Here is a 16,905-nt window from a genome sequence, read left to right on the forward strand (position 1 = left end):
AACCTGGTGGCGGCCGGCCACCGGGGCCTGCGTAGGCTGTGAGCCGTGACGGTACGCGTACGCTTTGCCCCCTCCCCGACTGGAATGTTCCACGTCGGCGGTGCCCGCTCGGCCCTACAGAACTGGATCTTCGCCAAGCAGCAGGGCGGCGTCTTCGTGCTGCGGATCGAGGACACCGACGCGGCCCGCAACCGCCCGGAATGGACCGAGGGAATCCTCTCCGCGCTGGACTGGATCGGGATTGCCCGGGGCAGCTACGAGGGACCGCACTTCCAGTCCGCGAACGCGGACGAGCACCGCGCCGCCGCGAGCCGGCTGCACGCCGCCGGCCGGGCGTACTACTGCGACTGCACCCGGGAGGCGATCCAGGCCCGCACCGGCTCGCAGTACCAGGGCTACGACGGCTTCTGCCGGGACCGTGGCCTGGAGCCGGGGCCGGGCCGCGCGCTGCGGTTCCGCACCCCGGACGAGGGCGAGACCGTGGTGGTCGACCTGGTACGCGGCGAGCCGACCTTCGAGAACAAGCTGATCGAGGACTTCGTGATCGCCCGGGCCGACGGCTCGGCGGTCTTCCTGCTGGCCAACGTCGTGGACGACATGCTGATGGGGATCACGCACGTGATCCGGGCCGAGGAGCACCTGCCGAACACGCCCAAGCAGCAGCTCCTCTGGGACGCGCTCGGGGTCAAGCCGCCGATCTGGGCCCACGTGCCGGTGGTGGTCAACGAGAAGCGCCAGAAGCTCTCGAAGCGGCGCGACAAGGTGGCGCTGGAGGCGTACCGGGACGAGGGCTACCTCGCCGCCGCCATGCGCAACTACCTGATGCTGCTCGGCTGGGCACCCTCGGGCGACCGGGAGATCGTGCCCTGGTCGGTGATCGAGTCCGAGTTCCGGCTGGCCGAGGTGAACCCGTCACCGGCGTTCTTCGACGAGAAGAAGCTGCGCGCCTTCAACGGTGACTACATCCGGGCGCTGCCGGTCGACGAGTTCGTCGCGGCCTGCCAGCCCTGGCTGACCGGCACCGAGACCATCGCGCCGCCGCCCTGGCAGCCGGCCGAGTTCGACCCGGCGGCGTTCGCCGAGGTGGCGCCGCTGGCCCAGACCCGGATCGCGGTACTCAGCGAGATCGTGCCGAACGTCGACTTCCTCTTCCTGGAGTCGCCGCTGATCGACGAGGCGGCCTGGGCGAAGGCCATGAAGGAGGGTTCGGCCGAGCTGCTCGACGAGGCCATCGCCGCCTTCGAGGCGCTGCCCGAGTGGGCCGCCGAGCCGCTGAAGGCGACCCTGGAGGAGGTCGGCGCCGGCCGGGGGCTCAAGCTCGGCAAGGCGCAGGCACCCGTCCGGGTGGCCGTCACCGGGCGCAGCGTCGGACTGCCGCTCTTCGAGTCGCTGGCCGTACTCGGCCGCGACCGTACCCTCACCCGGCTCCGCGCGGCCCGACTCCGGCTGGTCTGACCCCGGGGGATTCCCGCCAGCAGTACGCAGAGCGTCGCCGGCACGACGCTCTGCACGAGTGTCCCGACACGAGAGACCCGGGCCCCCATTGCCGCGTCCACCCCGCTACGATTTCGGCCAACTGATCAATGGCTCGTCACCTAGTCGACCCTAGATCGCAGATAGTTCCAATTACTGCTCGTACAGGTGCAACCGAGCGGCGTTCTGCGGAGTCTTTGTAGTGAGTACGGCAGGTCCATCCGGGACAGTGTCGTGCGCTCCACCGACCAACCAGCGCGTGACCTGCATCATGGCCACCATCGAGACGGGGCGAGGAGGTCGGCGATGGCCGGAGAGGTGAGTCGTCGACTAGTCGGCGTGGCCACGCTGCTGATTGCGGCAACGAGTTGGCTCGGGATCGCGGGTGCCGCCCAGGCGAAGCCGGCCCGGCCGACCTCGGTCGTGATCACCGGCAAGGGGCTGCCGGCCCCGATCACCATCCGGGCCCAGGGCAGGCCGGAACTCTTCGCCGCGCTGATCGACCAGGTCGGCTTCATGAAGACCGGCGGCGGCAACACCAGCGGGCCGAAGGCCGCCGACCTGGGTCCGAAGTACACCATCGTGGTGCACGTCGGCGACGCCGCGCAGCAGTCGTACGACCTCTACCCGCTGGCCAAGGGCGGGCCACGGGCCTTCCGGCCGGCCAAGCAGCCGGACAAGAGCCGACCCGGGGCGGCCTGGTTCTTCGGCCGGCTGACCATGGCGGAGGCGCTGCTGGCGGCGGGTGCGCCGCTGCCCGAGCAGAACATCACCACCCTGCACGGTGGCGGCGTCGGCGGCGGCGAGCGGGTCATCCCGGACGACGCGATCGGCACCGGCAAGGACGTCGACCGCCTGCTCGGCGAATTGCGGCAGTTGATGCTGCTCAACGGCGCCGTACTGCTCTCGATCACCGTCGGGCTCGCCGGCATCGCACTGCTGGTCCGGCGCCGTACCCGCTGACCCCACCGGGACCCGGGCACGTTCGGCTCCTCCCGGCGCGGATGGTCACCCGTTCCAGCACGGAGCCGAGGTCCCGCCCCGGTCACCGGTCAAGAGCGCTCGGATCGGCGGGCCGCCACCGCTGGTCGGAGCGGTGGTCAACACCAGCGGCGGGGCGGGCGGTCACGCCGGACGGAACGCCGTGACGGGCGTACCGCGCCGTGTCGGTGTGCCCCGGCCCAACCCGGCAGATCGGTCTGACATCCCGGCGTACGCCCGGCGCCCGGCTCGGCCGGCACCTCCGGGGTACCCGCCGCCCCGTCCGGTTCGTCGGCCGGTTCGCTGCCGGCCCCGGAGCGGTACCCGTCGACGCCGGGCTCGCCGGTACGGGGCCGGGGAACCAGTCTCGACCGGTCGCCGACCCGCAGCAGGTCGGTCCCGCCGTGCTCGGAGCCGCCCCCGGCGACCGCCCGGGTGGCATTCTCGGTCGCCTCCCCGGGCCGGACCGGGCCGGTCTGGTCAGCCGCCGACACCACCGGCAGGGCCGCACCGGACGGCTCCGCCGGCTCCGCGTCCGGTCGCGGGATCATCGGTTCGGACCGCGCGGTCACTGCCTCGGACCGTGCGGTCACCGGCTCGGGCCGTGCCGTCACCGCGTCCGATCGCGCGGTCGCCGGTTCGGGCCGCGCGGTCACCGCTTCCGATCGCGTGGTGGCCGGTTCGGCGGGGCGGGGGGCCGGCCGGGTCTGTCCACCGCGATCGGGTGGCGTGAGCTGCTCGGACGTCCCGTCGAGCGGGCCCGTCGGAAGCCCGGCGGTCGCGCCGCACACCCAGCGGAACCGGCCGGCCGGGCCGAGCGGGGGCAGCGACCCATGATCGCCAAGCAGCGAATCCTGCTCGTCCTCCGAACAGCCACGCTCGGCGTCATGCGCCATCCAGGCCTCCTCACACTCGCCGCCGGGTGGGCGGTCGCCCCGGCGTGCGACGGCAACCCACACCCTTGGCGGTGGGCCAGTGCGGGAAAGCGCATCACCGAGACCATGTCACCGTACTGGTCGGAGATGACGAGTTCGACGCCGCCGTGGCGAGAAACTGCTGCATTCCGCCTTGCGGAAGATCCAGGTCACGAAGTGGTTAACCTCCCGACGGCGGCTGGCGCGGCGTACGGACAGGCGAACCAGGACCGCTCGGCGACCCGGTTCGAGCCGACCGGAGGAGGCGCGGTCGGTCCTCGACAGGCTTCGGGAGGGTCAGTTCTGGGCGGGTTTCGGGAAGACGGTCATCCAGAGCGGGAAGGCGACGAGCCAGATCACGATCGCGACCGTCAGCCGGACGATCCAGGCGAACAGTTCGGTGGTGCGGTCCAGGTCACCGACCATCAGAATGCCGAGACCGAGCAGCCCACAGGCGATCGCCCAGCCCAGCAGCCCCTTGGCCCACTCCCGCCACTCGTACCGGGCGCGGGCCCAGCCGCCGCTCGGGGGCTTCGTCGGCGGCGGCCCGCCCGCGAACCGGTGTGCGAACCGCTGGTCGGCCCAGCGGATCATGCTGTGCCCGAAGGCGACCGAGAAGCCGAGGTACGCCGCCGCCAGCCCGTGCACGAAGCTGGCGGTGGCACCACGTCGCAGGTCGAGCACGCCGGCGACCAGGATCACCAGATCGATCAACGGTGTGCCGAGCAGCAGCAGCGCGCCGAGCCGGGGCATCCGGAGCGGATAGCGGGCGATCAGGCCGGCGCCGAGCAGTACCCAGAACCCGATCTCGCCCGCGGCGATCACCGCCAGCATCCCGTACCCCCGATTCTCCCGCCTGCCGGCCCAGGTCCGGCCCGGCGCGGGCCCCACCACCTCGCCGGCGCCCGCCGTCCGGTGCTGCCACCAGTCTTCCCAGGGCGACCGGCCGCGACGTCGGCACCGGTACCGAGATGCGGGTCCGCCGAAAGAGGTACGCCTACACCCTTCGACGGACCCTGACCAGCGCTGCCTCGTCGTCGCGGCCGAGGGGAACGGCCCGGGAGTGTGATGGGATCGGGGGGTGACCGCACGGCTGAGCCTCGAACGCGGGTCCCTGTCCCGGGACGTCGCGGTGGCGTCCGCGTCCCTGGCGGGCGGGCTGCTGATGATGGCGCTCGGGGTCTACAACCCGATCAATCCGAGCCTGCTGGACGCGCCACCGGGACTCTCCGTCGGCACCCTCGCGGTGACCTGCCTGGCCGTCGCGCTGCGCCGGGTGGCGACCCGGCGCGGCCTGGCCCTCGGCACCGTCGCCTTCGCCGTCGACCTCGTCTTCGGATCGACGCTGCCCACCACCCTGGTCTACACCCAGGTGCTCTTCGACTCCTGCGTGTACGGGCCGCCGAGGCTCTGGCGCCGACTGCTCCGGATCAACCTGGTGGTGACCGGGGTCGCCGTACTGGTGGGGGTACTCGTGATGTCGCCGGCCTGGCAGGGCGTCGGGCTGGGGATTCCGGTGGTGCTGATCGGGGTACTGCCGGTGGTCAGCGGGATCGGGGTCCGGCAGTACCGTGACCAGGCCGCCGCCGAGCGGGCCCGGGCCGAGCAGACCGCCCGGCTGGCCGAACTCGACCGGCGCCAGGCGGTGGCGGCGGAACGGAGCCGGATGGCCCGAGAACTGCACGACGTGATCGCCAACCATCTGAGCGCGGTCGCCATCCACGCCACCGCAGCGCTCTCCGTTTCCGGGCTGGACCGGGCACAGCTCGACCAGGCGCTGCGGGTGATCCGGGAGAACAGCGTGCAGGGACTCGCCGAGATGCGGCAGATGATCGGCCTGCTCCGGGAGCCGGCCGACGCCGAGTCCGCACCGCTGTCGAGCAGGCCCGAAGCCGTGCCGCCCGGCACCGGACCCGCCCTGCGCGGAGCCGGTTCCGGACCGGCGGGAGGCGTCGGTGCCCTACCGGGCGGAGGAACCGGCTCGGTATCGGGCGGCGGAGTCGGTTCGGCATCGGGCGGCCGAGTCGAGGCCGTACCCGGTGGAGTCGGGGCCGTACCGGGCCAGAGGGTGTTGGCCGGGGCCGAACCGGCCCGGCTGGGTACGGTCGACGGGCCCGTACGGGCCAGGCTGGCCGAGGTGGACCGGCTGGTCGGCCAGGCCCGGGACGCCGGCCTGGCGGTCCGGTTCGAGACGACCGGCGAGGTACGGCCGTTGCCGGTCGGCGTGGACCTGGCCGCGTACCGGATCGTCCAGGAGTCGCTCACCAACGCGCTCAAGCACGGCGCCGGCCCGACCACGCTGACCATCTGCCACGAGCGCCGCTCGGTCAGCCTCACCATCGAGAACCCGCTCGCCCACGGTGGCGAGCCAGGCACAGCCGAGCCACGCACAGCCGAGCCACGCAACGCCGAGCCACGCCCCGCCGACCCGCGCACCGGCGAGCCACGCACGGCCAGGGTCGCGGCCGGGGCCGGGCTGCCCGGGGCGGGTGCCGGACTGATCGGGATGCGGGAACGGGCCGCCCTGCTCGGCGGCCGGTTCGAGGCCGGTCCCTCCGGGTCGAGTTGGCGGGTGCACGCCGAGCTGCCGAACGACGAGCCGGCCCGTACCCACGAGACCTCCCCGGCGACCCGGCCGGCGACCGTTCCGGGGCCGGTGCCACTTCCGGGGCCGGCGGGGGCGGTGTGACGGGCCCCGTGATCCGGGTGGTGGTCGCCGACGACCAGGACGCCGTCCGGGCCGGGCTGGTGCTGATCCTGGCCGGTACCCCTGGGCTGGAGGTGGTCGGCGAGGCGGCCGACGGCGAGGAGGCGGTGGCGTTGTGCCGGCGGCTGCGGCCGGACGTGGCCGTACTCGACGTCCGGATGCCCCGGCTCGACGGCGTGTCGGCAACCGGCGAGATCGTCGCCGAGCAACTGGCCGACGTCCTGGTGCTGACCACGTTCGACCTCGACGAGTACGTCTTCGGCGCGCTCCGGGCCGGCGCGTCCGGGTTCCTGCTGAAGGACACCGACGCCGACGGGCTGGTCGACGCGGTGCGTACCGTCGCCCGGGGCGAGGGGATCATCGCCCCGGCGGTGACCCGTCGGTTGATCACCGCGTTCGCCGCCACCGTACCGACCACCCCGGCGACGGCCCGGGCGGCACTGGCCGACCTGACGCCCCGGGAGCGGGACGTGCTCGCCTGTCTCGGCCTGGGGCTGTCGAACCAGCAGATCGCCGAGCGGCTGACGATGGCGGAGAGCACCACCAAAACGCACGTCAGCCGGATCCTCGGCAAGCTCGGCCTGCGCAGCCGGGTACAGGCGGCCATCCTCGCCCAGGACCTGGGCCTGGCACCGCCCTGACCGCGACCCGCACCCGCCGGGCCTACCGGACGGCGTGGTCCGGGTGGTGGTCGGACGGTCGAGGACTGGTGGCCGGGCGTTCCACCATCCGGGCGGCCAGTGGGACGACGGCGAGCGCCAGCAGCCAGCCGCCGAGCACGTCGGTCGGCCAGTGCGCCAGCAGGGCGACCCGGGTCAGCCCGACGAAGACCCCGAACGCCACGGCCAGCGCGACCGTGAGCACCCGGGCCGGCCTGCCGAGCCGGGACCAGAGCAGGAGTACGGCCACCAGCGCCGCCGCCGCCGCGTTGCTGGTGTGCCCGCTCGGAAAGCCGTTGCTGTCGATCACCACGAAGCCGTCCTCCGGGCGGGGGTGGTGCACCAGCCAGTGCATCAGCCCCCAGAGCACCGGCACCAGTACGGTCACCACGGCGCAGAGCGTGGCCGCCGGGCGGTGGCGCCGGATGGCCAGCCCGACGGTGACGGCCAGCCCGGCGGCCAGGAACGGCACGGTGGCGGCCACGTCGGTGGCCACCCGGAGCACGTCGACCAGGCGGGGGCTGGCGTCGCCGTGCCCCCGGAAGGCGTCGCTGACCGCGCTGTCGAACCGGTCCAGCGGTGTCCACCCGGCCACGGTCAGCGCGAGCAGCACCAGGAACCCGGCGAGCGCGAGCAACGGTACGGCCAACGGCAGGCGCGCGATCATCGGGAAATGATGCCACGGCCGGTGGCGGTACCCGGGCTTCCGCGTGGCACGCTGGGCCGATGGCGACCGAGGCGGGGGACGGCGAACTGGCGGCCACGCTGCGCCGGATCGAGCGGGCCGCCGGCACGCTGGCCAGCGCCAGCGTGACCCGGATGGACGAGACACTGCCCTGGTTCCGCGACCTGCCGGCCGAACAGCGGTCCTGGGTGATGCTGGTCGCCCAGGCCGGGGTGCGGTCCCTGGTCGAGTGGTTGCGGTCGCTGCCGGACAACGACGACCGCAACGGTGCCGGCGCGGTGGCGGACAGTCCGGACGAGGTCTTCGCCGCCGCCCCCCGGGCGCTGGCCCGGTCGATCAGCCTCCAGCAGACGGTGGCCCTGATCAAGGTGACCATCGACGTGGTGGAGGAGCAGGTGCCGCACCTGGCGGCGCCGGGCGAGGAACAACTGCTGTACGAGGCGGTGCTGAAGTTCTCCCGCGAGATCGCCTTCGCCGCCGCCCGGGTGTACGCCCGGGCCGCCGAGTCCCGTGGCTCCTGGGACGCCCGGCTCCAGGCGCTGCTGGTGGACGCGCTGCTCCGGGGCGACTCCCCCGACGTACTGGCCAGCCGGGCGGCGGCACTGGGCTGGTCGGACGCCCCACCGGTGGCGGTGGCGGTGGGCCGTTCCCCGGGTGGCGAGGTCGCCGCCGTGCTGCACACCATCTACCGGGTCGCCCGGCGGCTCGGCCTGGAGATGATCGGCGGGGTGCACGGTGACCGGCTCGTGCTGGTGCTCGGCGGTGTGACCGACCCGCTGGCCGCCACCGCGAAGATGCTCGCCGGGTTCGGCGAGGGTCCGGTGGTGGTCGGGCCGGCGGTGCCGAGCCTGGACGCGGCGACCGATTCGGCCCGGGCGGCGCTGGCCGGGTTCCGGGCCGCGCCCGCCTGGCCGGCCGCGCCCCGGCCGGTGGCCGCCGCCGACCTGCTGCCGGAGCGGGCCCTGGCCGGTGACCCGGAGGCCCGGCGGGCGCTGCGCCAGGACGTCTACGCGGCGCTGGTCCGGGCCGGCGGCGAGTTGCTGGAGACCCTGGACGCGTTCTTCGCCGCCAACGGGGTGCTGGAGAGTGCCGCCCGGACGCTGTTCGTGCACCCGAACACGGTCCGGTACCGGCTGCGTCGGGTGGCGGATGTGACAGGATTCTCCCCGCTCACCGCCCGGGACGGGTTCGCGTTGCGGATGGCGTTGACGATCGGACGGCTGGATCCGTCCGCTCCGGTCGCACCGAGCACCGGACATTAACGCCGGTTTAGGACAGACGTCGCGAGAAGTCCCTGATCACCATGGATCTTTGTAGGGTCTCCACAAAGCTGGTAGTGCGGATTGGTACATCACGGCAACCGCGCTGGGACGGATGATCCAGGAGAGTCGTAGGCGTGCTCGCCGTACTCTCACCCGGCCAGGGTTCCCAGAAGCCCGGCTTCCTGACTCCGTGGCTCGACCTGCCCGGCGCCGAGGCGCGACTGCGCTGGTGGTCGGCGCTGGCCGGCATCGACCTCGCCCGGCTCGGCACCGAGGGTGACGCCGACGAGATCCGGGACACCGCGCGGACCCAGCCGCTGCTGGTCGCCGCCGCCCTGCTCGCCGCCGAACAGCTTCCCATGTACGACGTGACGGTCACCGCCGGGCACAGCGTCGGTGAACTGGCCGCCGCCGCACTGGCCGGGGTACTCACCCCGGAGACGGCGGTCACGCTGGCCGGGGTACGCGGCCGGGAGATGGCCGCCGCCTGCGCGCTGGAGCCCACCGGCATGTCGGCGGTGATGGGCGGCGACCGGAACGAGGTACTGGCCGCCGTCGAGTCGCACGAACTGCACCTGGCCAACTCCAACGGGGCCGGTCAGCTCGTGATCGCCGGCTCGATGGACCGGCTCGCCAAGTTCGCCGCCAACCCGCCCGCCGGCACCAAGGTGATCGCGCTCAAGGTGGCCGGTGCCTTCCACACCCCGTACATGGCTCCGGCCGAGCAGGCGCTCGCCGCCATGGCGGCCGGGATCACCCCGACCGACCCGAGCCGGATCCTGCTCTCCAACGCCGACGGTGCCGCCGTCAACCACGGCCGGGAGATGCTGCAACGCCTGGTCCGCCAGGTGACCGCCCCGGTCCGCTGGGACCAGTGCATCCGTGGCCTCGTCGACCTCGGCGTGACCGCGGTGATCGAGCTGCCGCCGGCCGGCACCCTGTCCGGGCTGATCAAGCGGGAGCTGAAGGGCACCGGGTCGGTACCCGAGATCGTCACCCTGAACACCCCGGACGACCTGGCCGCGGCCCGCGACCTGATCGCCCGGCACGGCGCCCCGTCCGAGCACGAGCCGGCCATGCAGTTCCGGGTGGTGGTGGCCGGCACCGCCGGCACCTTCGCTCCGGTCGAGGGCCTGGTCGAGGGCGCCGCCATCGAGTCCGGGCAGGTCGTCGGGCACGTCAGCACCCGGCAGGGTGACGTCGAGGTCACCGCGCACGGCGGCGGCGTACTCACCGAATGGCTCGCCCACCACGACGACCCGGTAGCCCCGGGCCAGCCCCTCGCCCGCATCGGAGGACAGCTTTCATGACCGGTCACCGGGAGATCCCGGACCACCGCCCGGCGGTGGTCCGGTGAGCAGGATGATCGCGCTCGGCCACTACCAGCCGTCGCGGGTACTCACCAACGACGACCTCGCCCAGCTCGTCGACACCAACGACACCTGGATCCGGGAGCGGGTCGGCATCGTCACCCGGCGGATCGCCGACTCCGAGACCGTCGCCGACATGGCCGCCGCGGCGGCCGACAAGGCGCTGGCCAACTCGGGACTCGCCGCCTCCGACATCGACCTCGTCGTGGTGGCCACCTGCTCGGCGATCGACCGTAGCCCGAACACCGCCTGCCGGGTCGCCGCCAAGCTCGGCATCGACGCGCCGGGTGCGTTCGACGTCAACACCGCCTGCTCCGGTTTCTCGTACGCGCTGGGCACCGCCGACCACGCGCTGCGGGCCGGCGCGGCCCGGAACGCCATCGTGATCGGGGCGGAGAAGCTCTCCGACTTCACCGACTGGACCGACCGGTCGACCTGCATCCTGTTCGGCGACGCCGCCGGTGCCGCCGTGATCACCGCCACCGGCGACGACGAGCCGGACGGCATCGGGCCGGTGGTCTGGGGCTCGGTACCGGAGCGCAGCGACGCGGTCCGGATCGAGGGCTGGCGCCCGTACATCCAGCAGGAGGGGCAGTCGGTCTTCCGCTGGGCCACCACCGCGCTGGCGCCGCTCGCGCTGAAGGCGTGCGAGCGGGCCGGTGTCGACCCGTCGGAGATCGCCGCGTTCGTCCCGCACCAGGCGAACCTGCGGATCATCGAGGGCATCGCGAAGCGGCTCGGCATGCCGCAGGCGGTGGTCGCCAAGGACATCGTCGAGTCGGGCAACACCTCGGCGGCGAGCGTGCCGCTGGCCCTTTCCAAGCTGGTCGAACGCCGGGAGGTGCCGTCCGGTGCCCCCGTACTGCTGTTCGGCTTCGGCGGCGGACTCACCTACGCCGGGCAGGTCGTCCGGTGCCCCTGACCGGGTGCCCCGGACTCCGGAACCCTTCACCGGTCGCACGCTGACCGGCGCGATGGCGGACAGATCCGCCACCGCTCGTCCATCCATGTGAGAGGAAACAACAGTAATGACCCGTGACGAGATCACCGCCGGCCTCGCCGAGATCCTCGAAGAGGTTGCCGGGGTGAGCCCGGACGACGTCGCCGAGGAGAAGTCGTTCACCGACGACCTCGACGTCGACTCGCTCTCCATGGTCGAGGTCGTGGTGGCCGCCGAGGAGAAGTTCGGCGTGAAGATCCCGGACAACGACGTACAGAACCTCAAGACCGTCGGTGACGCGGTCGCCTACATCGCGGCGCAGTCCTGATCATGAGTCGTCCTGACGTCGTCGTCACCGGGCTCGGCGCGACGACCCCGCTCGGCGGGGACGTCGCGTCGACCTGGGACGCCATGCTGGCAGGCCGCTCCGGGGTGGGTCCGCTCACCCAGGAGTGGGCCGGGCAGCTTCCGGTACGCATCGCCGCCCAGCTCGCGGTCGAGCCGACCGAGAAGCTGGACCGGGTCAAACTGCGCCGGCTCGACCGGTCCGAGGCGATCGCGCTGATCGCCGCGCACGAGGCCTGGGCCGACGCCGGCCTGGCCGACTCGCCGCCGGAGCCGGAGCGGATCGCGGTGAGCGTCGGCTCCGGCATCGGTGGCGCGCAGACGCTGCTCGCCCAGGACGACATCCTGGAGGCGTCCGGGCCCCGGCGGGTCTCCCCGCACACGGTGCCGATGCTGATGCCGAACGGCCCGGCTGCCTGGGTCGGGCTGGAGCTGGGTGCGCAGGCCGGGGTCCACTCGGTGGCCAGCGCCTGCGCGACCGGCGCCGAGGCGATCGCGCTCGGGCTCGACCTGATCCGGTCCGGCCGGGCCGACGTGGTGCTGGCCGGCGGGACCGAGGCGGTCATCCACCCGCTGCCGATCGCCGGGTTCGCCTCGATGCGGGCGATGTCGACCCGCAACGACGACCCGGAGCGTGCCTCCCGCCCGTGGGACAAGGACCGGGACGGCTTCGTCCTGGGCGAGGGTGCCGGCGCGGTCGTCCTGGAGCGGGCCGACCACGCCGCCGCGCGCGGCGCCCGGGTCTACGCCCGGCTCGCCGGGGCCGCCCTCACCTCCGACGGGTACGACATCGTGCAGCCGCATCCCGAGGGGCGTGGCGTGATCCGGGCGATCAACATGGCGATCGCCGACGCCGGCATCGACCGTGCGGACATCGTGCACGTCAACGCGCACGCCACGTCCACCCCGGTCGGCGACATCGCGGAGATCGCCGCGCTGCGGTCCGCGCTCGGCAACCACCCGGTGCTGACCGCGACCAAGTCGATGACCGGGCACCTGCTCGGTGCGGCCGGTGCGCTGGAGTCGATCGCCACCATCCTGGCCATCCGGGACGGGGTGATCCCGCCGACGATCAATCTCGACGATCCCGACGACGCCCTCGACCTGGACGTCGCCGCGCACAAGGCCCGGCACATGGAGGTGCCGGCGGCGCTGAACAACGGATTCGGATTCGGTGGCCACAACGCGGTCCTCGTCTTCGCGCGGGCCTGACCGCCCGCCTGACACCACGATCGGCGTGTCCTGCCCACGCCGTACGGTCGGCAACTGATATGGAGGCTCTCGTGACGACCACGTCTGTCAACCCCGATACGTCCCCGGTGGACTACCGCGACCCGGAGCACCGGCTGCGTTCGCTCTTCGACACCGGGTCGCTGCGCCTGGCGTCGCAGCGCGACGACTCCGGCGTGCTGTGGGCGCGGGGCGAGGTCGAGGGCACGCCGGTCATCGCGTACGTCACCGACGCCACCATCATGGGCGGCGCGATGGGCGCCCAGGGCTGCCAGCACATCGTCGACGCGATCGACACCTCGGTGCAGGAGCGGGTGCCGGTGCTCGGGCTCTGGCACTGCGGTGGCGCCCGGCTCGCCGAGGGTGCGCTGTCGCTGGACGCGGTCGGCCAGGTCTTCGCGGCGATGGTGCGCGCCTCCGGGCGGGTACCGCAGATCTCCGTGGTGCTCGGCCCGGCGGCCGGTGGTGCCGCGTACGGGCCGGCGCTGACCGACATCGTGGTGATGAGCGGGGCCGGCCGGATCTTCGTCACCGGTCCCGAGGTGGTCCGCAGCGTCACCGGCGAGCAGGTCGACATGGAGCGGCTCGGCGGCCCCGAGCCGCACGGCCGGCGCTCCGGCGTGGTGCACGTGACCACCAAGGACGAGGCGTCGGCGATGCAGGAGGCCCGCCGGCTGGCCAGCCTGCTCGGCCACCAGGGGCGGCTCAGCCCGGCCGACATCCCGGCCGAGGGCGAGACCGCGCACGACCTCGCCGCCAAGATGCCGACCGAGACCAACCGGGCGTACGACGTCAAGCCGGTGGTCAAGGCGCTGCTCGACGAGCCGGGCGTGGAGCTGCACGCCAAGTGGGCGCCGAACATCGTCACCACGCTGGGCCGGTTCGCCGGCCGTACGGTCGGGGTGATCGCCAACAACCCGCTGCGGCTGGGCGGCTGCCTGGACGCGTCGAGTGCCGAGAAGGCGGCCCGGTTCGTCCGGATGTGCGACTCGCTCGGCGTACCGCTGGTCGTGCTGGTGGACGTGCCCGGTTACCTGCCGGGGCTGGGTCAGGAGTGGGACGGCGTGGTGCGCCGGGGCGCCAAGCTGCTGCACGCGTTCGCCGAGGCGGTGGTGCCCCGGGTGACGCTGGTGACCCGGAAGGCGTACGGCGGGGCGTACATCGCGATGAACTCGCGGTCGCTCGGCGCGACCGCCGTCTTCGCCTGGCCGAACGCGGAGATCGCGGTCATGGGTGCCTCGGCCGCGGTCGGCATCCTGCACCGCAAGAAGCTGGCCGCCGCCGCCCCCGAGGAGCGCGACGGGCTGCGCGAGCAGTTGATCGAGCAGCAGACCAAGGAGGCCGGTGGCGTCAACCGGGCGCTGGAGATCGGCGTGGTCGACGAGGTCATCACGCCGGCCGAGACCCGTCGCCGGATCGCCGAGGCGCTGGCCGCCGCCCCGGCCGCCCGGGGAGCACACGGCAACATCCCGCTCTGACCAGGTACGGTGCGGGCCGGGTGCGGGAGGACCGCACGCCCGGCCGGCACCGTCGGTCCGACGGCCGGTGGTAGATTTCGGTCGTTCCGGCGCCCGCCGCGCCACCGGTGCGGCGGGCGCCGTTTTCGCAGTACGGCGAGCCGAGGAGAGGCGCGGATGCTGGCGGCGTTGAAGGGACTACTCGGGCACGAGGCGCTGTACGTCGCCCTGCAGAAGGGCCTCGGCGCGGATCGGCTCCGCTACCGCTGCCTCGACGAACTCGCACTGGTCGACGGCGACACGATCATCGACGTCGGCTGCGGCCCGGCCTACTACTTCGGCCGGCTGCCCAAGGTCCGCTACTACGGCTTCGACACCAGCGAGAAATACATCGCGCACGCCCGCAAGCGCTGGGGCGGTGACCAGGTGGAGTTCCGCTGCGAGGTCTTCGGTGAGCAGCACCTGGGCCAGATCCCGCCGGCCAACGCGATCCTGCTGCTCGGCCTGCTGCACCACCTCTCCGACGACGAGTGCCGGCACGTGCTGAGCGTCTCGGCCAAGGCTCTCGCCCCGGGTGGCCGGGTGATCGCCGTCGACCCGACCCTGGTGCCGGGCCAGCATCCGATCTCCCGCTGGATGTCGAAGAACGACCGGGGCGAGTACGTCCGTACCCCCGAGGGGTTCGTGGCGCTCGGCCGGGAGACCTTCGCGGACGTCGACGGCGAGGTGGTGGACGACGCCACCCGGATTCCGACCAGCCACTGGATGATGCGGATGCGTACTCCGGCCCTCGTACCCGATACAACTGACGGTCCCCGGCGATGACCACCCCGTTGCGCAACTGGGCCGGCAACGTCGAGTTCCGGGCCCGCAAGCTGCACCGACCGGAGTCCGTGGCCGAGCTGCGTGCCCTGGTCGCCGGCAGCGACCGGATCCGCGCCCTCGGCACCGGGCACTCGTTCAACCGGATCGCCGACACCACCGGCGACCTGGTCTCGCTCGCCGGCCTGCCGCCGGTGCTGGAGCTGGACCGGGCGGCCAACACCGTCACCGTCTCGGCGGCGCTCCGCTACGGCGACGTGGTCGGCGAGCTTCACCAGGCCGGCTTCGCCCTGCACAATCTCGGCTCGCTGCCGCACATCTCGGTCGTCGGGGCCTGTGCCACCAGCACGCACGGCTCCGGGTTGGGCAACGGCAGCCTCGCCACCGCCGTCGCCGCGCTGGAGCTGGTCACCGCCGACGGCGACTTGGTGACGCTGCGCCGGGACGCCGACGGCGACGACTTCCTCGGCGCCGTGGTCGGGCTCGGCGCGCTCGGCGTGGTCACCCGGATCACCCTCGATCTCGTCCCGGCCTTCGAGATCGCCCAGTACGTCTACGACGACCTGCCCCGCGACCAGCTCCACGCGCACGCTCCGGAGATCCTCGGCGCCGGTTACAGCGTCAGCCTGTTCACCGACTGGACCGGCCCCCGGATCAACCAGGTGTGGTTGAAGCGCCGGGTGGACGCCGCCGACGGCGGGGCCGCCGAACCGCACTGGTTCGGTGCCACCCTGGCGGCCGAGCCCCGGCATCCGGTACCGGGGATGTCGGCGGTGCACTGCACCGACCAGCTCGGCGTACCCGGGCCGTGGCATGCCCGGCTGCCGCACTTCAAGCTGGAGTTCACCCCGAGCAGCGGCGAGGAACTCCAGTCGGAGTACTTCGTGGCCCGGGAGGACCTGGTCGGGGCGCTGACCGCGCTGGACGGGATCGCCGAGCGGATCGCCCCCGTGCTCCAGGTCTCGGAGATCCGCACCGTCGCCGCCGACGAGCTGTGGCTGAGCCCGAGTTACCGGCGGGACAGCGTGGGGCTGCACTTCACCTGGGTCAAGGAGACCGAGGCGGTGCTGCCGGTGCTGGCGGCGATCGAGGAGCGGCTGGCGCCGTTCGCGCCCCGGCCGCACTGGGGCAAGCTGTTCGGCGTACCGCCCGAGCAGTTGCGCGAGCGGTACGACCGGTACGCCGACTTCGCCAAGCTGGTCCGCCGGTACGACCCGAGCGGCAAGTTCCGCAACGAACTGCTGGACCGCTACTTCCCCACCGCCGGCTGAGTTGTCGACGGAGCAGAGTGTCGGGGCGGGTCAGAACTGTAGGAAGAGATTTCCGATCATGGCGATGGCCAGGATGACCAGGAACGCGACGGCGGCATAGCGCAGCAGTCGTACGGCGGCGCGCAGCCGGACGTACCGCTGCCGGTGTTGTTGTATTCCGATCCAGAGTTCGACCTGGGCCGCCTGGAGAATCTCCGGGGTGCCCTGCCGGGCCAACGCGGCCTGGAACTCGGCGAAGGAGTTCAGCCGCCGAACGGTGTCTGTGCCGTTGAACACCAGTGCGGCCGGAAGCACGTCGTCGTCGCCGAGCATCGTCCGGCTCGACTGCGGCGTCACCAGTACGCTCGCGGCGCGCAGCAGCGAGAGCACGACCAGCCCGGCGCTCACCATGGTCAACGCGGTGAAGAGCACCAGCAGCCAGGGTGCCAGCCGGTCGGCGACGGAGCCGCCGAGCAGTTGGGCGAGCACGACGGCGTTACCGGCGGAGAGGATGGCGCTGGCGCTGAGCACGACCGAGGCGCGACCCGACGTGGAGACCCGGAGCCGGTCGTACCGGTCCAGATGCCACTGTAGAAGATCAATTCGCTGCGCCGTGGCGGGCGAATCGGTGTCGTCGGCGGAGGTGGCGGTGTTCGGCAGCTCGTCCGGGGTACGGGCGGCGGTCTCGGTCAATCTCACACTCCTTGATCAGATAATTGAAGGGTAGCCGGGCCGGGAAAGCCGTCGAGGCCGAGTCGATCATCCATGCTGGATTGCGAGGTCGGCGGGCTTATGGTCAGATGAGCCGTT

Annotated in this window: 16 protein-coding genes; 12 read left to right on the plus strand and 4 right to left on the minus strand. The window is 72.7% G+C overall.

Annotation, left to right across the window (positions count from 1 at the left end; genetic code table 11):
* Positions 1-45 precede the first annotated feature (45 nt).
* Together gltX and Pen02_RS25800 are read left to right on the plus strand one after the other, a co-directional pair.
* Positions 46-1,455 (plus strand): glutamate--tRNA ligase, encoded by a 1,410-nt coding sequence (gene gltX, locus Pen02_RS25795; RefSeq protein ID WP_203868678.1) that lies wholly within the window; start codon positions 46-48, stop codon positions 1,453-1,455.
* Between the two features lie 324 nt (positions 1,456-1,779).
* Positions 1,780-2,436 (plus strand): hypothetical protein, encoded by a 657-nt coding sequence (locus Pen02_RS25800; RefSeq protein WP_203868679.1) that lies wholly within the window; start codon positions 1,780-1,782, stop codon positions 2,434-2,436.
* Positions 2,437-2,573: 137 nt separating this feature from the next.
* Here the strand turns inward: Pen02_RS25800 and Pen02_RS25805 are convergent, their stop codons facing one another.
* Together Pen02_RS25805 and Pen02_RS25810 are read right to left on the minus strand one after the other, a co-directional pair.
* Entirely contained in the window at positions 2,574-3,005 is a 432-nt protein-coding gene (locus Pen02_RS25805) for a hypothetical protein (protein WP_203868720.1), read from the minus strand.
* A 660-nt stretch (positions 3,006-3,665) separates the two neighbouring features.
* A complete protein-coding gene (locus tag Pen02_RS25810) occupies positions 3,666-4,202 on the minus strand; it encodes a hypothetical protein (protein ID WP_203868715.1) in 537 nt (178 codons plus the stop codon).
* A 247-nt stretch (positions 4,203-4,449) separates the two neighbouring features.
* Between Pen02_RS25810 and Pen02_RS25815 the strand changes: the two genes are divergently transcribed.
* Positions 4,450-6,057 (plus strand): sensor histidine kinase, encoded by a 1,608-nt coding sequence (locus Pen02_RS25815; protein ID WP_239141290.1) that lies wholly within the window; start codon positions 4,450-4,452, stop codon positions 6,055-6,057.
* Positions 6,054-6,716: a response regulator gene (locus Pen02_RS25820; protein ID WP_203868680.1), complete on the plus strand. Its 663-nt coding sequence runs from the start codon at positions 6,054-6,056 to the stop codon at positions 6,714-6,716. Before Pen02_RS25815 ends, Pen02_RS25820 begins: the two co-directional genes overlap by 4 nt.
* A gap of 22 nt (positions 6,717-6,738) precedes the next feature.
* Here the strand turns inward: Pen02_RS25820 and Pen02_RS25825 are convergent, their stop codons facing one another.
* Positions 6,739-7,401 (minus strand): phosphatase PAP2 family protein, encoded by a 663-nt coding sequence (locus Pen02_RS25825; RefSeq protein ID WP_203868681.1) that lies wholly within the window; start codon positions 7,399-7,401, stop codon positions 6,739-6,741.
* Positions 7,402-7,460: 59 nt separating this feature from the next.
* Here Pen02_RS25825 and Pen02_RS25830 point away from each other — a divergent pair, with 59 nt between their 5' ends.
* The 8 genes from Pen02_RS25830 to Pen02_RS25865 all read left to right on the plus strand — a co-directional run bounded on the left by Pen02_RS25830 (position 7,461) and on the right by Pen02_RS25865 (position 16,116).
* Positions 7,461-8,681, plus strand: a complete 1,221-nt coding sequence (locus tag Pen02_RS25830) for a PucR family transcriptional regulator (protein WP_203868682.1) — start codon at positions 7,461-7,463, stop codon at positions 8,679-8,681.
* A gap of 134 nt (positions 8,682-8,815) precedes the next feature.
* Positions 8,816-9,991 (plus strand): acyltransferase domain-containing protein, encoded by a 1,176-nt coding sequence (locus Pen02_RS25835; protein WP_203868683.1) that lies wholly within the window; start codon positions 8,816-8,818, stop codon positions 9,989-9,991.
* A gap of 52 nt (positions 9,992-10,043) precedes the next feature.
* Positions 10,044-10,973 (plus strand): beta-ketoacyl-ACP synthase III, encoded by a 930-nt coding sequence (locus Pen02_RS25840; protein WP_203868717.1) that lies wholly within the window; start codon positions 10,044-10,046, stop codon positions 10,971-10,973.
* 106 nt (positions 10,974-11,079) lie between these two features.
* Positions 11,080-11,319 carry an acyl carrier protein gene (locus tag Pen02_RS25845; RefSeq protein ID WP_203868684.1) on the plus strand — a complete coding sequence of 80 codons (240 nt, stop codon included), beginning with the start codon at positions 11,080-11,082 and terminating at the stop codon, positions 11,317-11,319.
* A 2-nt stretch (positions 11,320-11,321) separates the two neighbouring features.
* Positions 11,322-12,548 carry a beta-ketoacyl-ACP synthase II gene (fabF, locus tag Pen02_RS25850; RefSeq protein ID WP_203868685.1) on the plus strand — a complete coding sequence of 409 codons (1,227 nt, stop codon included), beginning with the start codon at positions 11,322-11,324 and terminating at the stop codon, positions 12,546-12,548.
* Positions 12,549-12,619: 71 nt separating this feature from the next.
* Positions 12,620-14,044, plus strand: a complete 1,425-nt coding sequence (locus Pen02_RS25855) for an acyl-CoA carboxylase subunit beta (RefSeq protein ID WP_275413608.1) — start codon at positions 12,620-12,622, stop codon at positions 14,042-14,044.
* Between the two features lie 156 nt (positions 14,045-14,200).
* Positions 14,201-14,848 carry a class I SAM-dependent methyltransferase gene (locus Pen02_RS25860; protein ID WP_203868687.1) on the plus strand — a complete coding sequence of 216 codons (648 nt, stop codon included), beginning with the start codon at positions 14,201-14,203 and terminating at the stop codon, positions 14,846-14,848.
* Positions 14,845-16,116: a D-arabinono-1,4-lactone oxidase gene (locus Pen02_RS25865; protein ID WP_203868688.1), complete on the plus strand. Its 1,272-nt coding sequence runs from the start codon at positions 14,845-14,847 to the stop codon at positions 16,114-16,116. The genes Pen02_RS25860 and Pen02_RS25865 overlap by 4 nt, the downstream gene beginning before the upstream one ends.
* A gap of 30 nt (positions 16,117-16,146) precedes the next feature.
* Here Pen02_RS25865 and Pen02_RS25870 read toward each other — a convergent pair whose 3' ends face one another.
* Positions 16,147-16,788, minus strand: coding sequence for a hypothetical protein (locus Pen02_RS25870; RefSeq protein WP_203868689.1), 642 nt, complete (start codon positions 16,786-16,788; stop codon positions 16,147-16,149).
* Between the last annotated feature and the right edge of the window lie 117 nt (positions 16,789-16,905).

The organism is Plantactinospora endophytica (assembly GCF_016862915.1).
In the GTDB taxonomy this organism is placed as follows: domain Bacteria; phylum Actinomycetota; class Actinomycetes; order Mycobacteriales; family Micromonosporaceae; genus Plantactinospora; species Plantactinospora endophytica.